Here is a 21,009-nt window from a genome sequence, read left to right as displayed (position 1 = left end):
CCCGTCGGTACGTCACAGGGGCTTGCGGGCCTCAATCAGGAAGCGGGTGGTGTGGGCGAGGAACGGACCCTCCTCCTCGATCTTCCGGTGGAGTGCGGCCAGTTGGGGCCGGTACTGCTCGACGGTGAATCCGGGAACCATCCAGATCACCTTGCGGAGGAAGTAGACGACCGCGCCGATGTCGAAGAACTCGGTACGCAGCCGCTCCGGCCGCAGACCGACGACCTCAAGACCGGCCGCCTCGGCGGCGGTGCGCGCGTCCTCGGGGTCGCGGGCGTTGCGGACCCCGGGCGGCTGCGGGCCGAGGCAGAACTCGACGAGCTCGAAGACGCTGGCCGGTCCGACCTGCTGGGAGAAGTACGTACCGCCGGGTGCGAGCACGCGGGCGATCTCCTCCCACCAGGTGGTCACCGGATGCCGGCTGACCACCAGGTCGAAGGCCGCGTCACCGAAGGGCAGCGGCGGCTCGTCCGCGTCCGCGACGACGACGGCACCGAGCGGGTGCAGCAGCGCGGTGGCGCGGGCGATGTTCGGCGGCCAGGACTCGGTGGCCACGGTGACCGGCGGGAGGATCGGCGCGGCAGCGAGCACCTCGCCGCCGCCGGTCTGGATGTCGAGCGCGGCCCGCGCCTCTCCGAGCCGGTCCGCCATGGCGCGCGCGTACCCCCAGGAGGGCCGCTGCTCGGTGGCCCGGCCCTCCAGCCAGGAGAAGTCCCACCCGTCGACGGAGACGGAGTCCGCCTCGGCGACGAGGGCCTCGAACCGGTCACGGGAGGCGTCGGAGGCGAAGGACGGGGCGGAGCGAGGGGCCGGGCGGGGCGGAGGGGGCGGAGGGGACTGTTCGGACATACGGGGATCGTGCCAGGCCGGGGGTGGGTGGCGCGAATGGATTCCGGGGCGCGCGGGTCGCGGGGCTTACGGGGCACGGGGGCGTGCGGGGCACGAGGGCGTGCGGGCTGCCGGGGCGGGGCCTGTGGGCTGCCGGGCCTGTTCACCGGCCGAGCCCTGGGGCTCAGGCCGCCAGAGCCCCCAGCAGTACGCCGACCAGCGCGCCCGCGATCATGAACGGCCCGAACGGGATGCCGGTCTTCCGCCCCGCCCGGCGCAGCAGGACGAGCCCGAGCCCGTACGCCGCGCCGAACAGGAACCCGGCGAACCCGCCCAGGAACAGCACCTCCCAGCCGTACCAGCCGAGGGCGACGCCCAGGGTGAGGGCCAGCTTCACATCGCCGAAGCCCATGCCGTTCGGGTTGATGAGGAAGAGCAGGAGGTAGAAGCCGCCGAGCACGAGCCCGCCGAGGAGCCCGGAGGTCCAGGATCCGGCATGACCGGGAAGGAGGGCGGCGCCGCCGAGCAGGAGGACGGCCACGGCGGCGAGAGGCAGGGTGAGCGGGTCGGGCAGCCGGTGGACGCGGCGGTCGACGGTGGCGAGGAGGACGGCGGGCGGGGCGAGGAGCAGCCACGCGGCCAGCTCGGGCCGGGCCCCGGTGGCGGCGGCGAGCGCGAGGCAGGCGAGGACGGTGATGAGGGGGGCGAGGGTGCCGGGGGCGTAGGGGACGCGGCCGGGGCGCGGGGGGCGGGGAGCGGTGGTGTCTTCGGCCGCCTGCGGCTGGGGGGCGTGGCCCTCGTCTCCGTACGGTACGGGACCGGGCTCCTCGTCTCCGTACCGTACGGAAGCTTGCGGGCCGGCGCCGCAGGAGGTGCAGCGCGCCGGGCCGAGCCAGCCGGCGAGCGGGCCCGTGAGCGGGTGGCCGGCGGGGCAGGTGGTGTGCCAGGGCTTCTCGGGGTCGACGGCGAACCGGTACGCGGCGCGCGGGATCAGCAGTCCGGTGACTCCACCCCAGACAGCGGCGACGGCGAGCAGCGCGAGGTCCACACCACGACCCTAATCGGCCGCGCGGACAAGGGGCTTGGGTCCTGGGGCCCACTCCTCACCGTTCGGGACCCAGGGGCGTACGCCGGGGGCTACGGTCGGTGGCCATGAGGACCTGGCGGGATGGCGACGGGACACTGACGGTCGGCGGGGACGCGGGGGCCCGGGAGGTGCCGCTGCGGATAGCGGCCTCGTACCGGTCCCGTACCCGGGGGTTGCTGGGGCGGGACGGGATCGACGGGGCGTTGCTGCTCACGCCGGCCGGGAGCGTGCACACGTTCCGGATGCGGTTCGCCATCGATGTGGCGTACCTGGACCGGAAGTTCACCGTGCTGGCCGTCCGCACGATGAAGCCCGGCCGCCTCGGTCTGCCGCGCCTGCGCTCCCGCCATGTGGTGGAGGCGGAGGCGGGGGCGATGGAGCGGTGGGGGGTGCGGCCGGGTGTGCGGGTGGAGCTGCGGGCGACGGACGCCCGATAGGTCCTACGGCGGGCCCGCGCCGAGCAGGGTCCAGGCGCCGTAGGCCGCCGAGGCGCAGGCCAGTACGGCGATGACGGCGGCCGTGCGGCCCGTGCTCCGCAGCCGTACCAGCGCGGCGGCGGGCGGGAGGAGCAGCGGGAACGCGGGCATCATCAGGCGGGGCCGGGAGCCGAAGTACCCGGCGCCGATCAGCGAGATGACGACGATCGCGATCCCGTAGACGAGGAGGGGCAGCGGCTGCCGCTGCCGTACGCACAGCACCACCAGCCAGCCGAGCAGCCCGAGCGCCGCGCAGAGCCCGAGCGTGGCGGGCAGCGGCAGCCCGGCGATGAAGGCGGCGAGCGCGCGGCCGCCGTCGATGCTGTTGCCCCACTGCGCCTGGACGTCGAAGTACGCGACCGGGCTGCCTTGGCGGACGGCGACGAACACCACGTACGCCAGCCAGCCCAGCGGTGCGAGCGCCACCCCGGCGATCATCCGGGCGTTGCGGCGGAGCAGCGGGCCGAGACGGCTCTCGGCGCGGTACTCCCGTACGAGGGTGACCGCGGCGGTGATCGCCAGGGCCGCGATGAGGGCGGCGGCCGAGGGCCGGGTGAGCCCTGCCAGGACGGAGAGGGCGCCCGCGACGAGCCAGCGGCCCTTGAGGACCGCGTACAGCGCCCAGGCGGCCAGGGCGGTGAAGAGCGTCTCCGTGTACGCCATCGACTGGACGAACGCCGTCGGGTACACGCCCCACAGCGCGGCCAGCGCCACCCCCGTACGCCGTCCGTACAGCTCCGCCCCGACGGCGAAGATGCCCCAGGCGGCGAGCAGCCCGGCCGTCCAGGCGACCAGGAGCCCGGCGCCGCCGAGGGTGAGCGGGGTCACCTCGGAGATCCCGCGCTCCAGGGCGGGGAGGAGGGGGAAGAAGGCCAGGTCGGAGTGGAGGGCGCCGTCGGGGAGGGTGGCGGTGTAGCCGTAGCCGTTCTCGGCGATGCGCTGGTACCAGACGGAGTCCCAGCGGCCGGTGAGCCGCACCAAGGGGTCCTTGCCGGAGGCTTGTGCGGCCGCCCAGAGCACCAGGAGCCCCAGGGCCCGGACGGCGGCGTAGACCGCGAGCGCGGGCGCGGCGGCCCGGAGCGCGGCGGCCGCGCGGGGGGCGGGGTCGCGGGGGTGCGGGGCGGGGGCGCCGGGCATCCGGGTGCGGAGCTGGTGATCGGACATATGGCCGATTATCTCCTCCGGGGCGGGTGCTCCTGGCCGCGGTGGGGCGGTGCGTGGTGTCTCTGTGGCCTCCGTGCCTCTCCGCGAGCCACTGCGCCTCAGCCTCTGCGCCTCTGCCTCTGTATCTCTGTGCCGCTGCCCTCTGCGCCTCTCCAAGGGCACCTTGGGCCCGTGGACCCATGCCCGGGGCACATGTCTCCCTTCAGGGACTGGGCACGGCGCTCCCGAACACCTTCCACGGCGAGACCGTGACCGACTCCATCACCGTCAACTGCGGGTGCGCGGCGGCGATTTCCTTCCGTACGGCGACGGCGTCCGGCCAGGAGTCGAGGGACGCGGAGCCGTCGATGACGACCCCGTCCCAGTCGGTGCCGGCCGTCGCGCCGCTGCGGTCGACGACGAAGCCGATGCAGAGCACGGAGGCCCGGCCGACGGTCCGCCGGATGGCGCTCACCGCCCGCTCCCGCTCCACCGGCGGCAGCTCCCCCACCGAGAACTCGACGGCGACGACTCCGCCGCGCGCCCGCCGTATGCGGACCAGGAGGTCGGGGCCGCCGTCCACCCACAGCCGGAAGCCGACTTCCTGGAGCCTTTGCAGCCCGGAAAGAGAGAGAAGCTGCTCCCGCGTCACAGGCGACCGGGCACCACTCGAAGGGAGGTCCAGGCTGACGAGCATGGTCCTCCCGGTCACCGGATGGACCGGGCGAAGCCCCTCCGATTCCAGGTCACCGAGGAGTGTCGCGGCGTCCAGCCGGGTCCAGCCCAGGTGGTACGAGGAGAAGAACCCGGCACTCATCGACGCCGCCCCGCCCTCATCACGACATGAATCCCATCATTCGCGTGCGCTAATACAGGAGTAGGCGACCACCGACAGGTCCGAGCGTACCGAGCGGCGGTGGGTGCGGCGTGGGCCCACGGACCCACGGGCGGCCCAAAGTGCGGGCCGGGCAGCCGCACCCGGCCGTCTTGGGCCCGACTTTGGGGCCGGGGGCCCGGGCCGGGGACGTGTTCCGGCCGTACGCTCACGGCCGACAGGCAGCCCACGCGGTGTTCTCGGGTGCCGGCTTACGTGGGCTTCGGGCCACGGGCTTCGGGCCACGGGGCTACAGGTTCGGGGAGGGGATGCGCCGTGAGCGGTGGCGGGGGCATGGAGGGCAGGAGCGCGGGCCACATACCGCCAGGTCGCCGGGGTGCAGGGGGCTCCGGCGCCCTGGCAGGCACGGAACCGGGCGGCCGTTTCTTCGCGTTGACGCGGAGCTGGGCGACGGGCGCGCTGGTCTACCTCGCCGCCGGTTTCCTGTCGAGCCGGGTCCTGCTCGAACTACTCGGCAGCGAGGCGCGGTTGGAGTCGTTCGGCTGGCGGCTCGCCCTGCTGCACATCCCCGCGCTCACCGTCACCCTCCTCACCGTCCTGGCCGCCGCCCGCATGCTCCCGGACGAACACCGCCCCTCCCGCCTGCTCTACCTGCTGGCCGCGCTGGCCGTACCGGTGGCCGGTCTGGCGTACGGCTTCGCGGTCTCGTGGGAGGCGGTGGGGATCGAGGGCGTGCTGATGCCGGTGGTGTCGCTGGCGGCGGGCGCGGCGTCGGGTGTAGCCGTCGACCGGCTGGTGGAGGAGCGCGCGACCCGGCCCGCGCCGCCGTCGACGTACTCGTACAACTGGCGTGACAGCGGCGCCACGGCGGTGGAGTACCTCGGTGTCGTGGTCCTCGTCGTGACGCTGGTCGGCGCGATGGCGATGGCGGGCGTCGGCGGACAGATCGGGGAACGTATCCGCTGCGCGATCAGTGCGCTGGCCGGGGGCGGCGGGTCGTGCACCACGGGTGGCGGGACCCCTGAGGCGCAGCCGAGGACGGACGCCGACTACGAGCCGAAGATGTGCCAGATCTCGTCGGTCTCGGACAAGGCGGGTGGCAAGGTCAAGATCGGCTGGTTCGAGTGGGGCGAGGAGTACGGCTTCCAGCAGAAGGTCTCCCAGGCGAGCACCGACATCAACGGGGACGGCAAGGTCGACGGGAACGACAAGGTCGTCTCCATGACCTTCACGGACGCGGCCTCCGCCGGTGTCACGGCCAGTACGCCGGGGGTGAAGCTGGGGAAGCTCGGCAAGGCGGATGTCGACATCGGCGGCGGCATCAAGATCACCAACGGTGACACCTGGATCTTCGCGAGCGAGGAAGAGGCGCAGAAGATGCGGGACGACATCGAGGAGATGAAGATGTGGGAGACCGCCACCAAGCACGGCGGCGGGTACGGCGGGAACTGGTACTCCGGCATGAAGTGGGCGGAGAAGAAGGAAGATATCGAGCGGAAGATCGGCGACAAGAAGATCTCGTACGCGACGGTCGGCCTCAACGCCTATGCCGACGGCGGACTTTCGGTGAAGGGCGGCGACGGGGACGAACTCGGCGCCAAGCTCGGCGGGAAGGCCACGTTCTCGCCCGAGGTGACGATCACCAAGGACGACGTGAGCGGCAACGAGTCGTACACGTACACCGCCAAGCTCACACTGGAAGGCAAGCTGAGCGGCAACGCGGGCCCGTTGAAAGGCGTGTTGAGCGACAAGCAGAACCGCACCGGCGCCATCACCGTCACCCGTGACCAGAAGACCGGGAAGATCGTCCGCATCGACATGACGCAGACGGTGGAGAACGGTTCGCCGTCCGGCAAGCTCGAAGTCGGCGGCGACAACGGCGAGTCGGGCGCGGACAAGCGCGGCGGCAAGAGCAGCGTGTCGGACCCGTCGGGCGAGAGCGGCATCGACGTGGTGACCAACTCGATCGTCTTCGGCAAGGAGGCGGACGCGGCCACCGAGGCGAAGCGGGCCGTCGCCGAACAGTGGCTGGACGGCTCCGGGAACAACACGGCCCCCTTCGAGTACCTCTTCGGCGACCGTGGCATGGAGACCCGCCCCACGGGCAACGACCCTTTCGAGAACCTGATGTTCGAGGACGGGCTGTCCAGCACGATGCGCTACCTCGGCGAGAGTGACGCGCAGGAGTTCGGCTTCGAGATCTCGCTCGGGATGAGCCTCGGGTTCTCGCTCTCCGACGAGCAGAAGAAGGAGACGCTGACGGACGCCCGGTTCCTGGGGGCGCCGCAGGGTGACGGCCGCACATATCTTCCGTACAGCTACTGCGCGAACTGACGAGGGATGACGATGGCGAAGAGGCCCCACGCGAGGAGCAGGCGGACCGCGGCGGCGTTGGGACTGTCCCTCTGCCTGGCGCTGCCGGCAGGCTGCGGCAGCGACACGGACGGCAAGGCCTCGGTCCCGGAGGGCTGGTCCACGCTGGACACGGACAGCCTGAGCGTCGGCTACCCGAAGACCCAGGGGTACGCGGAGCAGCCGGCGGCCGAACGCAGCGGGAGCAACGCGGCGGTGGCGCTGAAGGTGGAGGACGGCATCCGCACGGGCATGGTCTCCGTCCAGCTGAACTTCGCCACCGGCGTGAGCGACGCGGCCGAGGCGGCGGCCGCGGCAGGCGCCGGAATCGGCATGGGCGCCACCCGCAAGTCGACGAAGGACGTCCGCCTGACCGGCCCCTCGACCGCCCGGGACGCCCGCCGCATCGACTACGACTTCACGGCCGACGGCCAGAACGACACCCCGAACAAGGGCACCCCGATGACGGGCGTGCTGGTGGCGGGCGTGGACTCGGGGGGCGTGCCGTTCGTGGTGCGGCTGAACGCGGTGAAGGGGGCGGTGGAGGGGGCGGAGCTGGATGCGTTCGTGGGGTCTATTGCGGTGAAGTAGGGGTCGGGAAGAGACCGTTCAGGCAGCTTCGTGCCTCAGCGGGTCGATCGCCGTGACCCAGCGGGCAAACCAGGAGCCGTGGCGCCTCCGGCAACCAGCCGTCGGCGCCCGAAAGCGTCGTACCGGATAAAGCCGCATCAGCCCGGCCCATACGGACCGTAATACGGCACCAAACGGCTCACCACCGATCACCACCCACAGAAAGCAACAGGACGCACACCCACGGGATACACCCGTCGGTAATTTAATGGCCCTGCCAAAGATCTCCACCGCGAACGCGCAGCGTTCACATTCCGTCCCGCTTTCCGTTTCCGTTCCGCTTGGAGTGGGAGGCGCGGCGGAGGCGAGGGCCGCGCCTTCGGTGCCGGTCGGCGGGCGGATTGGTGTTCCACCTGGGGGATCGTGTGAAGAGACACCACTTTCCCCATGACCGCCTCTTCACCGCAGGTCAATTCCCTCTCGTTTTGCGCACCCTTCCGCTTCGGTGCGATTGGCCGCACGGACACAGGGCGTGCTTTGATCCATCGCACTGCGGCAGTCGGCCCGGCTATTTCGCTTCAGGGAGCCACACAAGGGATTTCATGAATCCTGCTCAGCTTTCCGTTGAATGCTCCGAGCCGACCACCGCATCCCCCGAACCCCTATATATCCATGTGAAGGGAAGCTCCTCATGAACTCCACCCCCCAGGTTCCGACCCAGGTCATCTCCGACGCCGACCTGGACAACGTGTCCGGTGGCATCCTCAACGGTTCCCTGAACAACAACGCCCTGGGCCTGTCCGCCGACGCCCCGGTCTCGCTGTCCGGCGCCCTCCAGGCCGCCACCGGCACCGTCGACGCCGCCACCGGCCTCAACCTTCAGGGCGTCTCGGGTCTCGTCTCGGGTCTCTGAGCCGGCCGTGTGCCGTTGAGCGGCACACCTCACGGCAGTGATGCCGGGCCGCCGGTTCTCCCCATACCGGTGCGCCCGACCGTGTGCCCCGGATCCCACCGGATCCGGGGCACACGGGGTACTCCCCTTTCCGAGGAAGCGTGGCGTGCACTTTCGTCAACAGGCCCTTTCGAAGCTGCGGTCCCCCGAAGACATCGATCTCCCCGTGCGCTACGCCCGTCCGCGCGGCGGGCTCGTCCTCGTCGTCACGCTCGCGGTCATGCTCGGCGCGGCCTTCTGGGCGGTGACCGGCACCGTGTCCTCCACGCTGAGCGCGTCCGGCGTCCTCACCCACGCGCAGGGCAGCTACGTCCTGCAGAGCCCGGTCGCCGGTCAGGTCACCGACGTACTCGCCGAAGAGGGCGAGCGGGTCGCCGCCGACGCGCCGCTCGTGAAGGTCCGTACGGCCGACGGCAGCACCGTCGTCCGTACCCTCGCCGCCGGCCGGCTCACCGCGCTCGCCGCCACCATCGGCTCCGTGATCACCCCGGGCGCGGACGTGGCGGCCGTCGAACGCGTCGCCAAGGCCGACGACCCGCTCATGGCCATGCTGTACGTCCCCGCCGGGGCCGGCGCGACCGTCCCCGTCGGGGCCTCCGTCGATCTCACCGTCCAGTCCGTGCCCACCCAGCGGTACGGCGTGCTCCGCGGCACGGTCGAGTCCGTCACCCGGACCGCGCAGACCCGCCAGCGGATCTCCGGCTTCCTGGGCAGCAGCCAGCTGGGCGAGCAGTTCTCCCGGCAGGGCCCGCCGGTCGCCGTGCTCGTCCGTCTCACCACCGACGCGGACGGCGGCGAGTCCGGCTTCGCCTGGTCGTCCTCGCAGGGCCCGCCCTTCCGGCTGGACTCCATGACCCTGGCCGGCGGCTCCATCGAACTCGCCGAGCAGCATCCGATCGAATGGCTGCTTCCATGACCGCTCCTCCCGGCCACGCCACCCGCAAGAGCAGCCACAAGCCCCACAAGGCGCCCAGAGCCCGCAACCCCCGCAAAGCCGCACCGGCGAAGCGGCCGAGGCGCGTCCGTACCCCCACCGTCCTCCAGATGGAGGCCGTCGAGTGCGGCGCCGCGGCCCTCGCCATGGTGCTCGCGCACCACGGCCGCCATGTGCCGCTGGAGGAGCTGCGCATCGCCTGCGGGGTGTCGCGCGACGGTTCCCGCGCCAGCAACGTACTGAAGGCCGCCCGCAGTTACGGTCTCCGCGCCACCGGCATGCAGATGGAGGCCACCGCACTCACCGAGGTCCGGGCGCCCGCCGTCCTGTTCTGGGAGTTCAACCACTACGTCGTGTACGAGGGGCCCGGCCGGCGCCTCGGCCGGCGCGGCGTGTACGTCAACGACCCCGACAAGGGCCGCCGCTTCGTACCGGACGAGGACTTCGACACCAGCTTCACCGGCGTCGTCCTCGTCCTGGAACCGTCCGGCGACTTCCGCCGCGGCGGCCGTAAACCCGGCGTCCTGCGGGCCATCCCCGACCGGCTGCGCTCCACCCGGCCCACCCTGCTGGCCGCTCTCCTCGCCAGCCTGCTGCTGGTCGCCGTCGGCGCGGCGGTGCCCGCACTGAGCCGTACGTACATCGATATTTTCCTGATAGGCAATCAGACCTCGCCGCTGGGGCCGCTGTTCGCCTCGATGGCGGCCATGGTCGTCCTGACCGCCGTCCTCACCGGCCTCCAGCAGGCCAATCTGCTGCGCGGCCGGATCATCTCCTCCACCCTCGGCAGCGCCCGCTTTCTGCGCCATCTGCTGCGGCTGCCGGTCACCTTCTTCGCCCAGCGCAGCCCCGCCGACCTCGTCCAGCGGCTCCAGTCCAACGACTCCGTGGGCGAGACGCTGGCCAGGGACCTCGCGGCGGCCGGCGTGGACGGCGTCGTCGTGATCCTCTACGCGCTGCTGATGTGGACGTACGATCCCCAACTCACCGTCGTCGGCGTGCTGATCGCCCTCCTCAACATCGTCGCCATGCGCGTCGTGATCCGGCTGCGCGCCGCCCACACCCAGAAGCTGCGCGCCGACACCGCCCGGCTGACCAACACCTCGTACACCGGCCTCCAGCTCATCGAGACGATGAAGGCCACCGGCGGCGAGGACGGCTACTTCCGGCGGTGGGCCGGACAGCACGCCACCACCCTGGAGGAACAGCAGCGGCTCGGCGTGCCGAGCGCGGTGCTGTCCGTCGTCGCGCCGACGCTCGCCACGCTCAACAGTGCGCTGATCCTCTGGATCGGAGGGCTGCGAGCGGTCGACGGCTATCTGTCGGTCGGCCTGCTGGTCGCCTTCCAGGCCCTGGTGACGCGGTTCACCGCGCCGATCACCCGGCTGAACGGCGTGGCGGGCCGCATCCAGGACTTCGCGGCGGACGTGGCGCGCCTCCGGGACGTCGAGAACTTTCCGGTCGACCCGCTGTACGCACGCGATGTGCCGGAGGCCGGCACTCGGCGGCTGACCGGGCACGTCACGCTGGAGGACATCACCTTCGGCTACAGCCCGCTCGACCAGCCGCTGCTCACCGGCTTCTCGCTGTCCGTCGGGCCGGGCCGGCAGATCGCCCTCGTCGGCGGCTCCGGCAGCGGCAAGTCGACCGTCTCCCGGCTGATCTCGGGCCTCTACACCCCGTGGGAAGGCACGATCCGCATCGACGGACAGCGGCTGGACGACATCCCGCGCGGCTCGCTGGCGGCCTCGGTCTCCTTCGTCGACCAGGACATCTTCCTCTTCGAGGGCACGGTGCGGGACAACGTGGCGCTGTGGGACCCGTCGATCACCGACGAGGCCGTGGTCACGGCGCTCCGGGACGCGGAACTGTACGAGGATGTCATCGCCCGGCGCCCGGAGGGCATCCACGGCCGGGTCGAGCAGGACGGCCGCAACTTCTCCGGCGGCCAGCGCCAGCGGCTGGAGATCGCCCGCGCGCTGGTGCGGCGGCCGAGTGTCCTCGTACTCGACGAGGTGACCAGCGCCCTGGACGCGCGGACCGAACAGGCCGTCATCGCCAATCTGCGGCGCCGGGGCTGCGCGTGCGTGGTGATCGCGCACCGGCTGAGCACCGTGCGGGACAGCGACGAGATCCTGGTCCTGGACCACGGGACGGTCGTCGAACGAGGCCGGCACGAGGCGCTGGTCGCGGCCGGCGGACCGTACGCCGAACTGGTCAGGGAGCACTGAGCGCCGCTATGACGTACGTTTCGCCTCCGGGCACCTCTGTGGCGCCTGCCTCCGACCCTGTGGTCCATGCGCTGGGCGGCCTCGGCTCGCCGGTCGAGGGCGCGGGCCTGCGCAGCCTTCCGCTGGAGGGGCCGCAGGTGCTCTGGCTGGTGGTGGCGGGCGCGCTCGACCTGTTCGCGGTCGACGCGCTCCAGGAGGGCCACTGGCACTTCCTGGGCCGGCTCGACGCGGGCGGACTGCTGCTCGGGCCGGTGGAGGGGCCGCAGCACACGCTGCTCGGCCGGCCCTCCCAGTACTGCCGGATGCGCCGGATCCCGCTGCGGGAGCTGTGGCGGCCGGAGCCGTACGGGGATGGGTACGGCGGTGCGTACGGTGACCCGTACGCCGCCACCGGCCCGACGCCGCTCGAACACGCGGTCTCGCTCGGCGCCGGGCGCGGTACCGGTGTCCTCTCCGCTGCGCCGCTGGACGGCCGTCCGGCCGCTGCTTCCGCCGCGGCCGTGTCCGACGACGATGTGCTGTGGCTGCCGGTTCCGCCGGGGAGCGTGCGGTACGGCGCGTCCTACGGCGCGGAGGCCGCCGCTGACCTGCTGATGGACGCGGAGCTGTGGCAGCGGATGGTGGACCAGCAGTACCGGCTGCTCACCGCCGTCGACCGCTGGATCGAGCAGGTGGAGCGGGCGCACGAGGACCGTACGGCCGCCGGGTTGCGCGCGGGCGAGGCGGTCCGGGAGAGCGCCGACCAGGCGCTGCTGGCCTCGATCGGGCGGCCGGGCGGCGGCGCGGTGGCCGGTGGCGGGACGGGCGCCGGCGTGGACGCCACGTACGCCGTGTGCCGGCGGGTCGCGGAGGCGGCCGGGATCACCCTGACCGAGCCGCCGAAGGGTGCGGCCGGGAACAGCGACCGCACCGGTGCGGTGGAACGCATCGCGCTCGGCTCCCGGGTGCGCACCCGTGCCGTACGGCTCGACGGGGCCTGGTGGCGCAACGACGCCGGACCGCTGGTCGGGCAGCGCGCCAAGTCCGGTGCGCCGGTGGCGCTGCTGTGGCGGAGGGGCCGGTACGAGGCGGTCAACCCGGCCACCGGCAGCCGGATCCGGGTCGGCGAGGAGAACGCCGAGGACTTCGCGGAGCGGGCGGTGATGTTCTACCGGCCGCTGCCGGAGAAGCCGCTGCGTACGGCCCGGCTGCTGCTCTTCAGCCTGCGGGGCACCCGGGCCGACCTGCGTAACCTCCTGATCAGCGGGCTGGTGACGGTCGGGCTCGGTGCGCTGGTGCCGATCGCGACCGGGCAGGTTCTCGGTACGTTCGTGCCCCGGGCACAGACGGATCTGATCGCGCAGGTGTGCCTGGTCCTGATGATCACGAGCGTCGTCGCCGCCACGTTCATGCTGCTGCAGAGCCTGACGCTGCTGCGGATGGAGGGCCGGATCGAGAGCACCCTGCAACCGGCCGTCTGGGACCGGCTGTTGAGGCTGCCGACGACGTTCTTCACCGAGCGGTCGACGGGTGAACTGGCCAGCGCCGCCATGGGGATCAGCGCGATCCGGCGGGTGCTGGCGGGAGTTGGTCCGGTGGCCGTGCAGGCGGGGACGGTCGGCGCGGTGAACCTCGGGCTGCTGCTGTTCCACAGTGTGCCGCTGGCGTTGGCGGCGATCGGCATGCTGGTCGTCATCGCGGCCGTGTTCCTGGCGTTGGGACTGTGGCAACTGCGCTGGCAGCGAAGGCTGGTGAAGCTCAACAACCGGCTCGCCAACCAGGCGTACCAGACCCTGCGCGGGCTGCCGAAGCTGCGCGTGGCAGCGGCGGAGAGCTTCGCGTACGCCGCCTGGGCGCGGGAGTTCGCGCGCTCGCGGGAGATGCACCAGCGGGCCGGGCGGATCAGGAACATCACCACGGTCCTGGACTCGGTGTATCTGCCGCTCTGTTCGCTCATCATGTTCATGCTGCTCGCCGGTCCGGCGCGCGGGACGATGTCGGCCGGGGCGTTCCTGACCTTCAGTACGTCGGTGACGATGCTGCTGACGTCGGTCACCCAGCTCACGGGCGCCCTGGTGTCGGCGGCGGCCGCGCTGCCGATGTTCGAGCAGGTCAGGCCGGTGCTGGAGGAGATGCCCGAGGTGAAGAGCGCGAGCGCCCGGCCCGGCGTGCTGTCGGGCGGGATCGAAGCGCGGAAGCTCTCCTTCCGGTACGCCGAGGACGCGCCGCTGGTCCTCGACGACGTGTCGCTGGAGATCCGGCCCGGCGAGTTCGTGGCGGTGGTGGGCCCGAGCGGCTGCGGGAAGTCGACGCTGCTGCGGCTGCTGATCGGCTTCGACCGGCCGGAGTCCGGCAGTGTGCTGTACGACGGCCAGGACCTGGCCGCCCTCGACCGGTCGGCCGTACGGCGTCAGTGCGGAGTGGTGCTGCAGAACGCCCAACCGCTGACCGGGTCGATCCTGGACTGCATCTGCGGTACGGAGTCCTTCACGCAGGAGGAGGCGTGGGAGGCGGCCGAGATGGCCGGGCTGGCGGAGGACATCCGGCGGATGCCGATGGGCCTGCAGACGATGATCGCCGGAGGCGGTGCGATCTCGGGCGGCCAGCGGCAGCGGCTGATGATCGCGGCGGCGCTGATCCGGCGGCCCCGCATCCTCTTCTTCGACGAGGCGACGAGCGCGCTGGACAACGAGACCCAGCGCACGGTGATCGAGAGCACCCAGCGCCTGGACGCCACCCGCCTGGTGATCGCGCACCGGCTCTCGACGGTGATGGACGCGGACCGGGTGGTGGTGATGGCGGAGGGGCGGATCGTGGAACAGGGGCCGCCTGCGGAGTTGCTGGGGAGGGCGGGGGGCCATCTGCGTGAGCTGGTGCGGAGGCAGCTGGCGTGATCGCGGGAGGGCCGGCACCGCGATCGCGCCGCGGTGCCGGCCCTTTGCCGTGCGTACGAGGAGGAGGTCAGGAGCCTTCGCCGCGCGGGAAGGAGACCTCCACGCGGCGGTTCTTCTTCCGGCCCTCTTCGTTGCTGTTGCTGGCGATCGGGTACTGCTCGCCGTAGCCCCGGATCTCGTACGTGATCGTGGGGCCGAGCGCCTTGGAGAGGACTCCGTGCACGGCGTCGGCGCGCTTCTTGGAGAGCACGTCGCCGTGGGCGGAGGAGCCGAGGTTGTCGGTGAAGCCGAAGACGCGGACCTTGGTGGCGTTCTGCTTCTTGATCTCGTCGGCGATGGCGGCGATGCGGGCGTTGGCCGCCGAGCTCAGCTTCGCGCTGTCCTTGCCGAAGAGGACTTCGGCCTGGAGCGCGAACTTGATGTCGGCGTTGCTGTCCTCGCGGCGTTCTTCGCCGCCGAGGTCTTCTACCACCTGGACGATGTCGAGGACCTTGGCGGGTCCCAGCGTGCCGCCGTCGGGCATCTTGAGGTCCGGGTCGTTCGGGTCGACCTCGACCGGGGGGACCGACTGGGCCTCGGTGCCCGGTGGGACGCTGGGGTCGTCGGCCAGGGCCGGCGTCGACCCGAACAGCGTGAAGCTCGCGACGACCAGAAATGAGGCGGCCGACAGTCCCGCCGACCTCATGCGGGTGCGTGTGTGCGTCATGGCGGCCGTCACCCGGAGATCTTGACGGACGTGGTCCCGAAGGTCGGGAGAGTGAAGTCGACCTCCGTCGTCGTGTTCGGCGGTGACGGGAACTGCATGAACACGGACGTGGTCTTCCCGGCCAGAAGAGGCGGAATACCGGTCGTGCACAGGCACCGGTTCTCGGTGTCACGCAGGATGTAGTAGCGCTTCTTGCCCACCTTGTCGACAAGGGTCGCTCCGGCGACCGAGTTCGGGTTCTTCGCCAGCAGTGCCGTCTCGGTGCCTGCCCACGCAGTCGTGTTCTTCGACTGCGTGCCGTCATTCCTGATCGACGCCTGCACGGTGACGAAACCGCCGGAGTCCCGCTTGGCCTGATGGATGGTCATGATCAGCCCATCACCGCGGATCTCCGCCAGCTTGACATTCGGGTCCACGTTCTCGCCGGCAGCGGTGTCCGGCTGCTGTTCGCCCTTGTCTTCCGTGGGAGCAGGAGCGGGCGCCGAAGGCTGCGCGGAGTTCTCACCACCCTGCTGAGCCTCATCGCTACCGCCGTCGCCACCGCAGCCGGTGAGGGCCAGGCCGAAGACGGCCGTGAGAGCGGCAGCCGCCAGCGCCTTTCGGCCTGTCGTGGTGTGCCGAATGCTCATGATCGGATTCCTCTACTCATCGTTCGCTGTCACTGGTCGACCAACCGCACATCAAAGAGGGTCCTGCTCACGCTCTCCCATGGTGGAGGGCTGCCTGGCGCGATCTCGAGGATCCTGCCGTTCCGGCATGTGAAGACGAAGAGGTCCTGGACTCCGTCACTGTTGACGTCCACAGCCTTCGGATTGGGACAGCGGAACTCGATGAGCGCAGTGGCCTTGGCCGTGGCGAACGTGTTGCCCGAACCAGGGAGCACCGAGGAGTCCACCGGCTTGCGGCCCTTGACCTCGACCGTGATCCGGTCACGCAGGTCGCCGTAGACCGGGACACAGAGGGTCGTGTCGGCGTCATTGGCGTCGGCCAGCCGTTCGGCCTCCGAGCAGGGCGGAACGAAAGGCGCGCCGAGAAAGAGGTCCAGCGTGTTTCCGGGGAGCGAGGCGTAGAACCCCGTCCCGAAGTCGTCGCGTGCGCTTTGAGCGGCAGCCAGTGCGGCGGCGTCAGCCGCACCCTGGGATCCGTTGCGCAAGGCGGAAGCCTTGCCGACAGCGAAGAAGGCCAACGCGAGGAAGAGCAGGCCCGCCACCATCATGACGTAGATGGGGAAAGCCTGCCCTCCGTCGTTGCGAGAACGACCGGTCATCACTGGGCGGTGATGGAATCCACCAGTCCGCTGATGCGGGTGGAGATCGCGCCGCCGATCCCCGTAGCCACGATCGCGCCGATGATCGCCACGACCACCAGAATGATCCCCAGGTACTCGAACGCCGTCTGCCCCCGGTCCTTCGCCGCATACCGCTTCCGGACGGCGGTGACAGCCGTGTTGGCCCAGCCGTTGACGCGGACGGCGGTCTTCAGGGTGATGTCCGACATGGTGTTCCCCTCCTGGTTCGGCCGGCCGTCTGCCGGCCGGCTCGGGCGTTTCCGCGGTGCTCTCCCCGGTACCGGCTTCCTCCTGGCCGGTGCCGGGGGCGACGGGAGAAACATAGGGGGGAACCGCTGTGCGGTCAGAGGGTCCGTGGGCCCATTCCCGGGCCCAAAAGGTCTCCTGGGCCCCCGTGGGTAACGTCCGGTTGGTCTTCCGGGCGGTCATGGGTGCCGTCCGGGGGCCTGGGGCGCCGTGCCGAGCCAGCGGGCTATGGCCTCGCTGCGGCTGGTGCTGTGGAGCTTGGTGAAGATGCGGTTGATGTGGTTCTTGACGGTCTTCTCGCTGATGAAGCAGGTGGCGGCGATCTGCTGATTACTCATTCCGGACGCAATCAGCTCCATGACCTCCACCTCTCGCGAACTCAGCCCGTACTGCTGCCTGTTGGGGGATGGCACCGACCCCCCGGTTACAGAAGACTGTCCCACAACAGGTTGCAGTTGCGAAAGGCTTTCGGAATGTTCGCGCTGTCGCGAGGGCGCTTGGGCGGGTGCCTGAACGGGCGTGCGCCCAGCTGCCGTTGTCAGCGCCGCACCCAGCCCGTCCGGCAGTGGCGCCCGCTCCGGGCCCGTGCCGTGGCGCATGTGGGCCAGGAGCGCGTCGGCGGCCGTGGCGGTGAAGTGGGCGCGGCCGTTCCTCGTGTCCCGTACCGCCTGCACCAGCTGGTCCGCCGTGAACTCGCCGTGCACCAGATAGCCGCCGGCGCCGAGACGCAGCGCCTCGTGCACGATCTCGCTCTCGCGGCTGTACGTCAGCATGAGGACGGGGGCGATGCCCACCAGGTGCGGCAGCGCGGAGATGCCGTCCACGCCGGGCATGCGGACGTCCAGCAGGACCACGTCCGGGCGGTGGTGGAGCGTCTTCTCGTACGCCTCCCGGCCGTCCGCCGCCTCCGCGACGACCTGGATGTCGGCGCGGCCCGAGAGCAGGACGCCCAGGCCCGCGCGGACCACCGGGTTGTCGTCGGCCACCACCACCCGGAGCCGGGCCGTGGCGGGAGCGGGGGGCAGGGCGGGGGGAACGGTCGCGGGGTGCGGGGGGCCTGGTTCGAAGACGTCGTCCGGCATGTGTGCGGCCTCCTCTCTGGGTCGGGAAATCAAGGGTCGGGGATCTGAGGGGGCTGAGCGGTCAGAGCGGTCTGAGGGGGCCGAGGGGCCACAGCGGTCATGGGGGTGACATGTGGGCGGCGGGGACAGAAGCGGGTCCGGCCGGTACCGGGGCCGCCGGTGCGAACGGTGGTGGTGGTGAAGGCACCAGCGCCGCCAGCGGGAGCTCCACCCGCACCTCCGTCCCCCGCTCCGCCCTGCCCCGGCCGATCCGGATCCGGGCCCCGATCGACGCCGCCCGCTCCACCATGCCGACCAGGCCGAAGTGGCCCGCCAGCCGCAGGCCCTCCAGGGTGGTTCCGGCGGGCAGGCCGCGGCCGTCGTCGTACACGCTCATCCTCAGCACATCGCCCTTCACCCCGGCCAGGACGACCAGGTACGTAGGGCCCGCGTGCCGGTGCGCGTTCTCCAGGGCCTCGGAGGCGACCGTGAGGAGCTGGCGGGCCACCGCGTGCGGGACGGGCGGGACCGGGGTGTTCTCGGCGAGGCGGCGGAACGTGGCCGTGACCGGGTGGCGCGCGGTGAAGTCGGCGGCCTGGGCGGCCAGTTCCGTCACCAGGTCCACGCCGCCCTCCAGGCCCTGTTCGCGCCGCAGGTCCGTCAGCAGCTCCCGTGACTCGGCGGCGGCCCGGCGCGCGGCCCGGGCGACCAGCTCCGCCTGGTGCCGTACCGTCGGCGGGTCCATCCGGTCGGCCGAGCACGCCAGGCCGTCGGCGGCCAGCGCCAGGCCGTGCAGCGTCTTGGCCACTGAGTCGTGCATCTCCCGTGCCAGGCGCGTGCGTTCGCCCTCCACCGCCTCGTTCACCGCCAGCCGCGCCCGGGTCTCGGTGAGCGCCTGCGTGGCCGCCCCGAAGCGGAGGAGCAGGTTGCGCAGAGTGACGCCGACCGCTCCGGCGATCACGCAGAAGCCGGGCAGCAGCAACGCCGTCGCTCCGCCCGCCTCCAGCTTCGGGACGCTCGCGTACACGCCGAAGACGATCACCACCTGGAGCGCCGCGAAGACCGCGGCCCCGCGCCAGCCCTGGACCAGGCCCGCCAGGAGCGGGGTGCAGACGGTGACGTACGCGAGGGTCGACTCGGGGGTCGCGGTGATCAGCAGGAGCGCGCCGAAGAACACGTCGACGGCGAGCAGCCAGGGGTGGCGCAGGAGGACGGGGCCGAAGCGTTCCCAGTCGCGGAAGAGGACGTACGAGCCCATGAAGGTGACCAGGATCGCCGCGCCGATGAACCAGGTGGGCAGACCGGGGGCGGTGTGGGCGATGGCGTACGGGGTTGCGATCGCGATCATCGCCAGGCGGAAGCCGAACACCTGGCGGCACATCGCCTGGAGTGCGTTGACCTGGATGGCGAAGGCCGGGGCCGCCGGGGTGTCGGTGTGGGCCCGGGTCAGGTCGGTGGTCAGGCCGGGCCGGGATCCGGTCAGTTGGTATGCCATGCTCCTGTCACCTCCGCCTCGTTCCCCGTAAGGCTCCGCTGTCCCCGTCGTCCCCATCCCGTACGCCGTTCATGTCAGCCGCCCGAGAGAAACGAGAAGTCGACGTCGGCTCCGTACACGAATCCGACCGTGAGGAGGACGAGGGTGCCGGGCAGCAGGAACGTGGTCACCGCGAACGTCGCCTTCGGGACCGCCTTGGCGGCCTTGCGGCGGGCGTTCTGGGCGTCGGTGCGGCGCATGTCGTTGGCGATCTGGATGAGCGTCTCGACGATCGGGGCGCCCAGCTCCTCGCCCTGCTGGAGCGTGGTGACGAACATCGCGACCTGCTCCGAGTCGTTGCGTCTGCGCAGCTCCTCGAAGGCCTGGCGGCGGCTGACGCCCATGTCCATCTGGCGCAGGGTGATGCGGAGTTCGTCAGACCACGGGCCCTCGTACTTCTCCGCCACCCGGTCCAGCGCCTGCCGGAAGCCGAGGCCGGCGGAGACGACGACGGCGAGGACGTCGAGGAAGTCCGGCAGGGTGCGTTCGATGTGCTCGCGGCGGACCCGGATCGCCGACCAGATGCCCGCCTCCACCCAGAACAGGCCGAACGCGATCATGAGGAGCGCCAGGAAGAGCTGGCCCTGGAGCAGCATGGAGAAGGCGCCCAGGAGGCCCAGCGCGCCGTAGACGGCGCGGCGGGCCGCGTAACGGTCGATGGTGAGGCCGCCCGGGTTGCCGGCCAGGTCGATCTGGCGGCGCTTCTTGTTGACCGCCTTCGGGCCCATCATCCGCAGCACCATCGGGGCCCAGCGGATGCCGAGGCGGTCGATGCCGGAGCCGACCGCGCCGGTGCGCGAGGAGCCGGATTCCAGCGCGACGGCGAGGTCGCCGGGGAGTTTGGCGTCGGCCCGGTACATCCGGATGCCGTGGATGGCCCCGTAGACGGCGAGGCCGACGACCAGGGCGAGCAGCAGGTCCATGTCCGTACCTCTTCTCTTCCTGGTCTCAGACGTCGATACGGGAGAGGCGGCGGATGACCACGAACCCGACCGCGTACAGGGCGAGGGCCACGACCACCGCGGCCTGGCCGATGAGGGCGCCGGTCATCCGGTCCAGCGCTCCCGGCATGACCGCGTTCATCAGGAGCATCGCGCCGATCCCGAAGACCGGTACGGCGTAGGCGGTGACGGTGACCTGCGAGAGCTGGGTCTTGACCTCGCGGCGGGTCTCCTTGCGCTCCTCCAGCGTCTCGGTGAGGTTGCGCAGCGAGCTGACGACCGTTCCGCCGGCCCGGTTGGAGAGAACCAACGTTGTTACCAAGACCACGAGTTCGCGGGACGGGAGGCGGTCGGTCAGTTCGCTCAACGCCTCGTCCAGCGATTCTCCTACCGCCAGCCTCCTTGCCACGCGCGCCAGTTCCTCGCCCGCCGGGTCCTCCATCTCCTCGGCGGCCATGGAGAGCGCGGTGCGCAGCGCCAGGCCCGCCTGGGTGGCGTTGGCCAGGATGCGGGAGAGTTCCGGGAGTTGGTTGATGAACTTCTCGGTGCGCTTGGTCCGCTGCCAGTTGAGGAACGCGTTGGTGCCCCAGAGCCCGATCAGCGCGGCGACCGGGCCGAAGAAGGACGCGAGCATGGAGGAGGCGATCATCCACAGCCCGGCCATCGCAAGGAGCGCGTAGACGAAGAACTCGCCGGGCGTGAGCTCCATGCCGGTCGCCGCGAGTTTCAGCTGCAGCCTCCGGCCGAGCGCGGTGGCCCGCAGCCGCCGGTCCAGGCCCTTGAAGCGGCGCCGGCGGCCGGTCTCGGGGACCTGGCCGACGTAGGAGAGCCGCTCGACGAGCGCGTCGCGGTCGGCCTTGCCGCCGGAGTAGGCGTACAGGCCCATGACGCCGAGCACACAGGCGATCAGCGTGACGCCGACGGTGAGCAGAGGGAGGTTGACGTTGTCCAT

19 protein-coding genes are annotated in these 21,009 nt (G+C 71.3%); 7 read left to right on the top strand and 12 right to left on the bottom strand.

Features of this window, described 5'->3' with window-relative positions; genetic code table 11:
- Window positions 1–12: 12 nt before the first annotated feature.
- Window positions 13–849 carry a class I SAM-dependent methyltransferase gene (locus tag ACQP09_RS23450; protein ID WP_433402688.1) on the bottom strand — a complete coding sequence of 279 codons (837 nt, stop codon included), beginning with the start codon at window positions 847–849 and terminating at the stop codon, window positions 13–15.
- Window positions 850–1,012: 163 nt separating this feature from the next.
- The gene (locus tag ACQP09_RS23445; protein ID WP_433402685.1) at window positions 1,013–1,876 is read right to left on the bottom strand and encodes a prepilin peptidase; all 864 of its coding nucleotides are present in this window, start codon (window positions 1,874–1,876) and stop codon (window positions 1,013–1,015) included.
- 104 nt (window positions 1,877–1,980) lie between these two features.
- Between ACQP09_RS23445 and ACQP09_RS23440 the strand changes: the two genes are divergently transcribed.
- Entirely contained in the window at window positions 1,981–2,352 is a 372-nt protein-coding gene (locus ACQP09_RS23440) for a DUF192 domain-containing protein (RefSeq protein WP_433402683.1), read from the top strand.
- A gap of 3 nt (window positions 2,353–2,355) precedes the next feature.
- On the opposite strand, the gene ACQP09_RS23435 is transcribed toward ACQP09_RS23440, so the two are convergent.
- Together ACQP09_RS23435 and ACQP09_RS23430 are read right to left on the bottom strand one after the other, a co-directional pair.
- Entirely contained in the window at window positions 2,356–3,555 is a 1,200-nt protein-coding gene (locus ACQP09_RS23435) for a hypothetical protein (protein WP_433402681.1), read from the bottom strand.
- Window positions 3,556–3,757: 202 nt separating this feature from the next.
- Window positions 3,758–4,351: a hypothetical protein gene (locus tag ACQP09_RS23430; protein ID WP_433402678.1), complete on the bottom strand. Its 594-nt coding sequence runs from the start codon at window positions 4,349–4,351 to the stop codon at window positions 3,758–3,760.
- A 333-nt stretch (window positions 4,352–4,684) separates the two neighbouring features.
- On the opposite strand from ACQP09_RS23430, the gene ACQP09_RS23425 reads away from it, so the two are divergent.
- From ACQP09_RS23425 to ACQP09_RS23400, 6 genes are all read left to right on the top strand, one after another.
- Complete coding sequence (locus ACQP09_RS23425) at window positions 4,685–6,703, top strand: hypothetical protein (protein WP_433402676.1); 2,019 nt, start codon at window positions 4,685–4,687, stop codon at window positions 6,701–6,703.
- 12 nt (window positions 6,704–6,715) lie between these two features.
- A complete protein-coding gene (locus tag ACQP09_RS23420; protein ID WP_433402673.1) occupies window positions 6,716–7,312 on the top strand; it encodes a hypothetical protein in 597 nt (198 codons plus the stop codon).
- A 670-nt stretch (window positions 7,313–7,982) separates the two neighbouring features.
- Entirely contained in the window at window positions 7,983–8,204 is a 222-nt protein-coding gene (locus ACQP09_RS23415; RefSeq protein WP_404060412.1) for a type A2 lantipeptide, read from the top strand.
- Between the two features lie 145 nt (window positions 8,205–8,349).
- Entirely contained in the window at window positions 8,350–9,159 is an 810-nt protein-coding gene (locus ACQP09_RS23410) for an HlyD family efflux transporter periplasmic adaptor subunit (RefSeq protein WP_433402671.1), read from the top strand.
- Window positions 9,156–11,408, top strand: coding sequence for an NHLP family bacteriocin export ABC transporter peptidase/permease/ATPase subunit (locus ACQP09_RS23405; RefSeq protein ID WP_433402669.1), 2,253 nt, complete (start codon window positions 9,156–9,158; stop codon window positions 11,406–11,408). Before ACQP09_RS23410 ends, ACQP09_RS23405 begins: the two co-directional genes overlap by 4 nt.
- Window positions 11,409–11,416: 8 nt before the next feature.
- Window positions 11,417–14,281, top strand: coding sequence for an NHLP bacteriocin export ABC transporter permease/ATPase subunit (locus ACQP09_RS23400; protein WP_433402666.1), 2,865 nt, complete (start codon window positions 11,417–11,419; stop codon window positions 14,279–14,281).
- A gap of 67 nt (window positions 14,282–14,348) precedes the next feature.
- Here the strand turns inward: ACQP09_RS23400 and ACQP09_RS23395 are convergent, their stop codons facing one another.
- From ACQP09_RS23395 to ACQP09_RS23360, 8 genes are all read right to left on the bottom strand, one after another.
- Complete coding sequence (locus ACQP09_RS23395) at window positions 14,349–14,987, bottom strand: OmpA family protein (protein WP_433402663.1); 639 nt, start codon at window positions 14,985–14,987, stop codon at window positions 14,349–14,351.
- A gap of 8 nt (window positions 14,988–14,995) precedes the next feature.
- Entirely contained in the window at window positions 14,996–15,616 is a 621-nt protein-coding gene (locus ACQP09_RS23390) for a hypothetical protein (protein ID WP_433402660.1), read from the bottom strand.
- Window positions 15,617–15,645: 29 nt separating this feature from the next.
- Window positions 15,646–16,254, bottom strand: coding sequence for a pilus assembly protein TadG-related protein (locus ACQP09_RS23385; RefSeq protein ID WP_433406732.1), 609 nt, complete (start codon window positions 16,252–16,254; stop codon window positions 15,646–15,648).
- Complete coding sequence (locus tag ACQP09_RS23380; protein WP_433402658.1) at window positions 16,254–16,484, bottom strand: hypothetical protein; 231 nt, start codon at window positions 16,482–16,484, stop codon at window positions 16,254–16,256. The genes ACQP09_RS23385 and ACQP09_RS23380 overlap by 1 nt, the downstream gene beginning before the upstream one ends.
- A 216-nt stretch (window positions 16,485–16,700) precedes the next feature.
- Window positions 16,701–17,603: a response regulator gene (locus ACQP09_RS23375; RefSeq protein ID WP_433402655.1), complete on the bottom strand. Its 903-nt coding sequence runs from the start codon at window positions 17,601–17,603 to the stop codon at window positions 16,701–16,703.
- Between the two features lie 97 nt (window positions 17,604–17,700).
- Window positions 17,701–19,077: a sensor histidine kinase gene (locus tag ACQP09_RS23370; RefSeq protein ID WP_433402652.1), complete on the bottom strand. Its 1,377-nt coding sequence runs from the start codon at window positions 19,075–19,077 to the stop codon at window positions 17,701–17,703.
- A 74-nt stretch (window positions 19,078–19,151) separates the two neighbouring features.
- Window positions 19,152–20,039 (bottom strand): DUF5936 domain-containing protein, encoded by an 888-nt coding sequence (locus ACQP09_RS23365; protein WP_433402649.1) that lies wholly within the window; start codon window positions 20,037–20,039, stop codon window positions 19,152–19,154.
- Window positions 20,040–20,064: 25 nt separating this feature from the next.
- Complete coding sequence (locus tag ACQP09_RS23360; RefSeq protein WP_433402647.1) at window positions 20,065–21,009, bottom strand: type II secretion system F family protein; 945 nt, start codon at window positions 21,007–21,009, stop codon at window positions 20,065–20,067.

Source organism: Streptomyces sp. CA-146814 (assembly GCF_050942385.1).
Classification (GTDB): domain Bacteria; phylum Actinomycetota; class Actinomycetes; order Streptomycetales; family Streptomycetaceae; genus Streptomyces.
The sequence above is the reverse complement of the archived record's forward strand: the minus strand, read 5'-3'. Positions and strand labels throughout refer to the sequence as shown.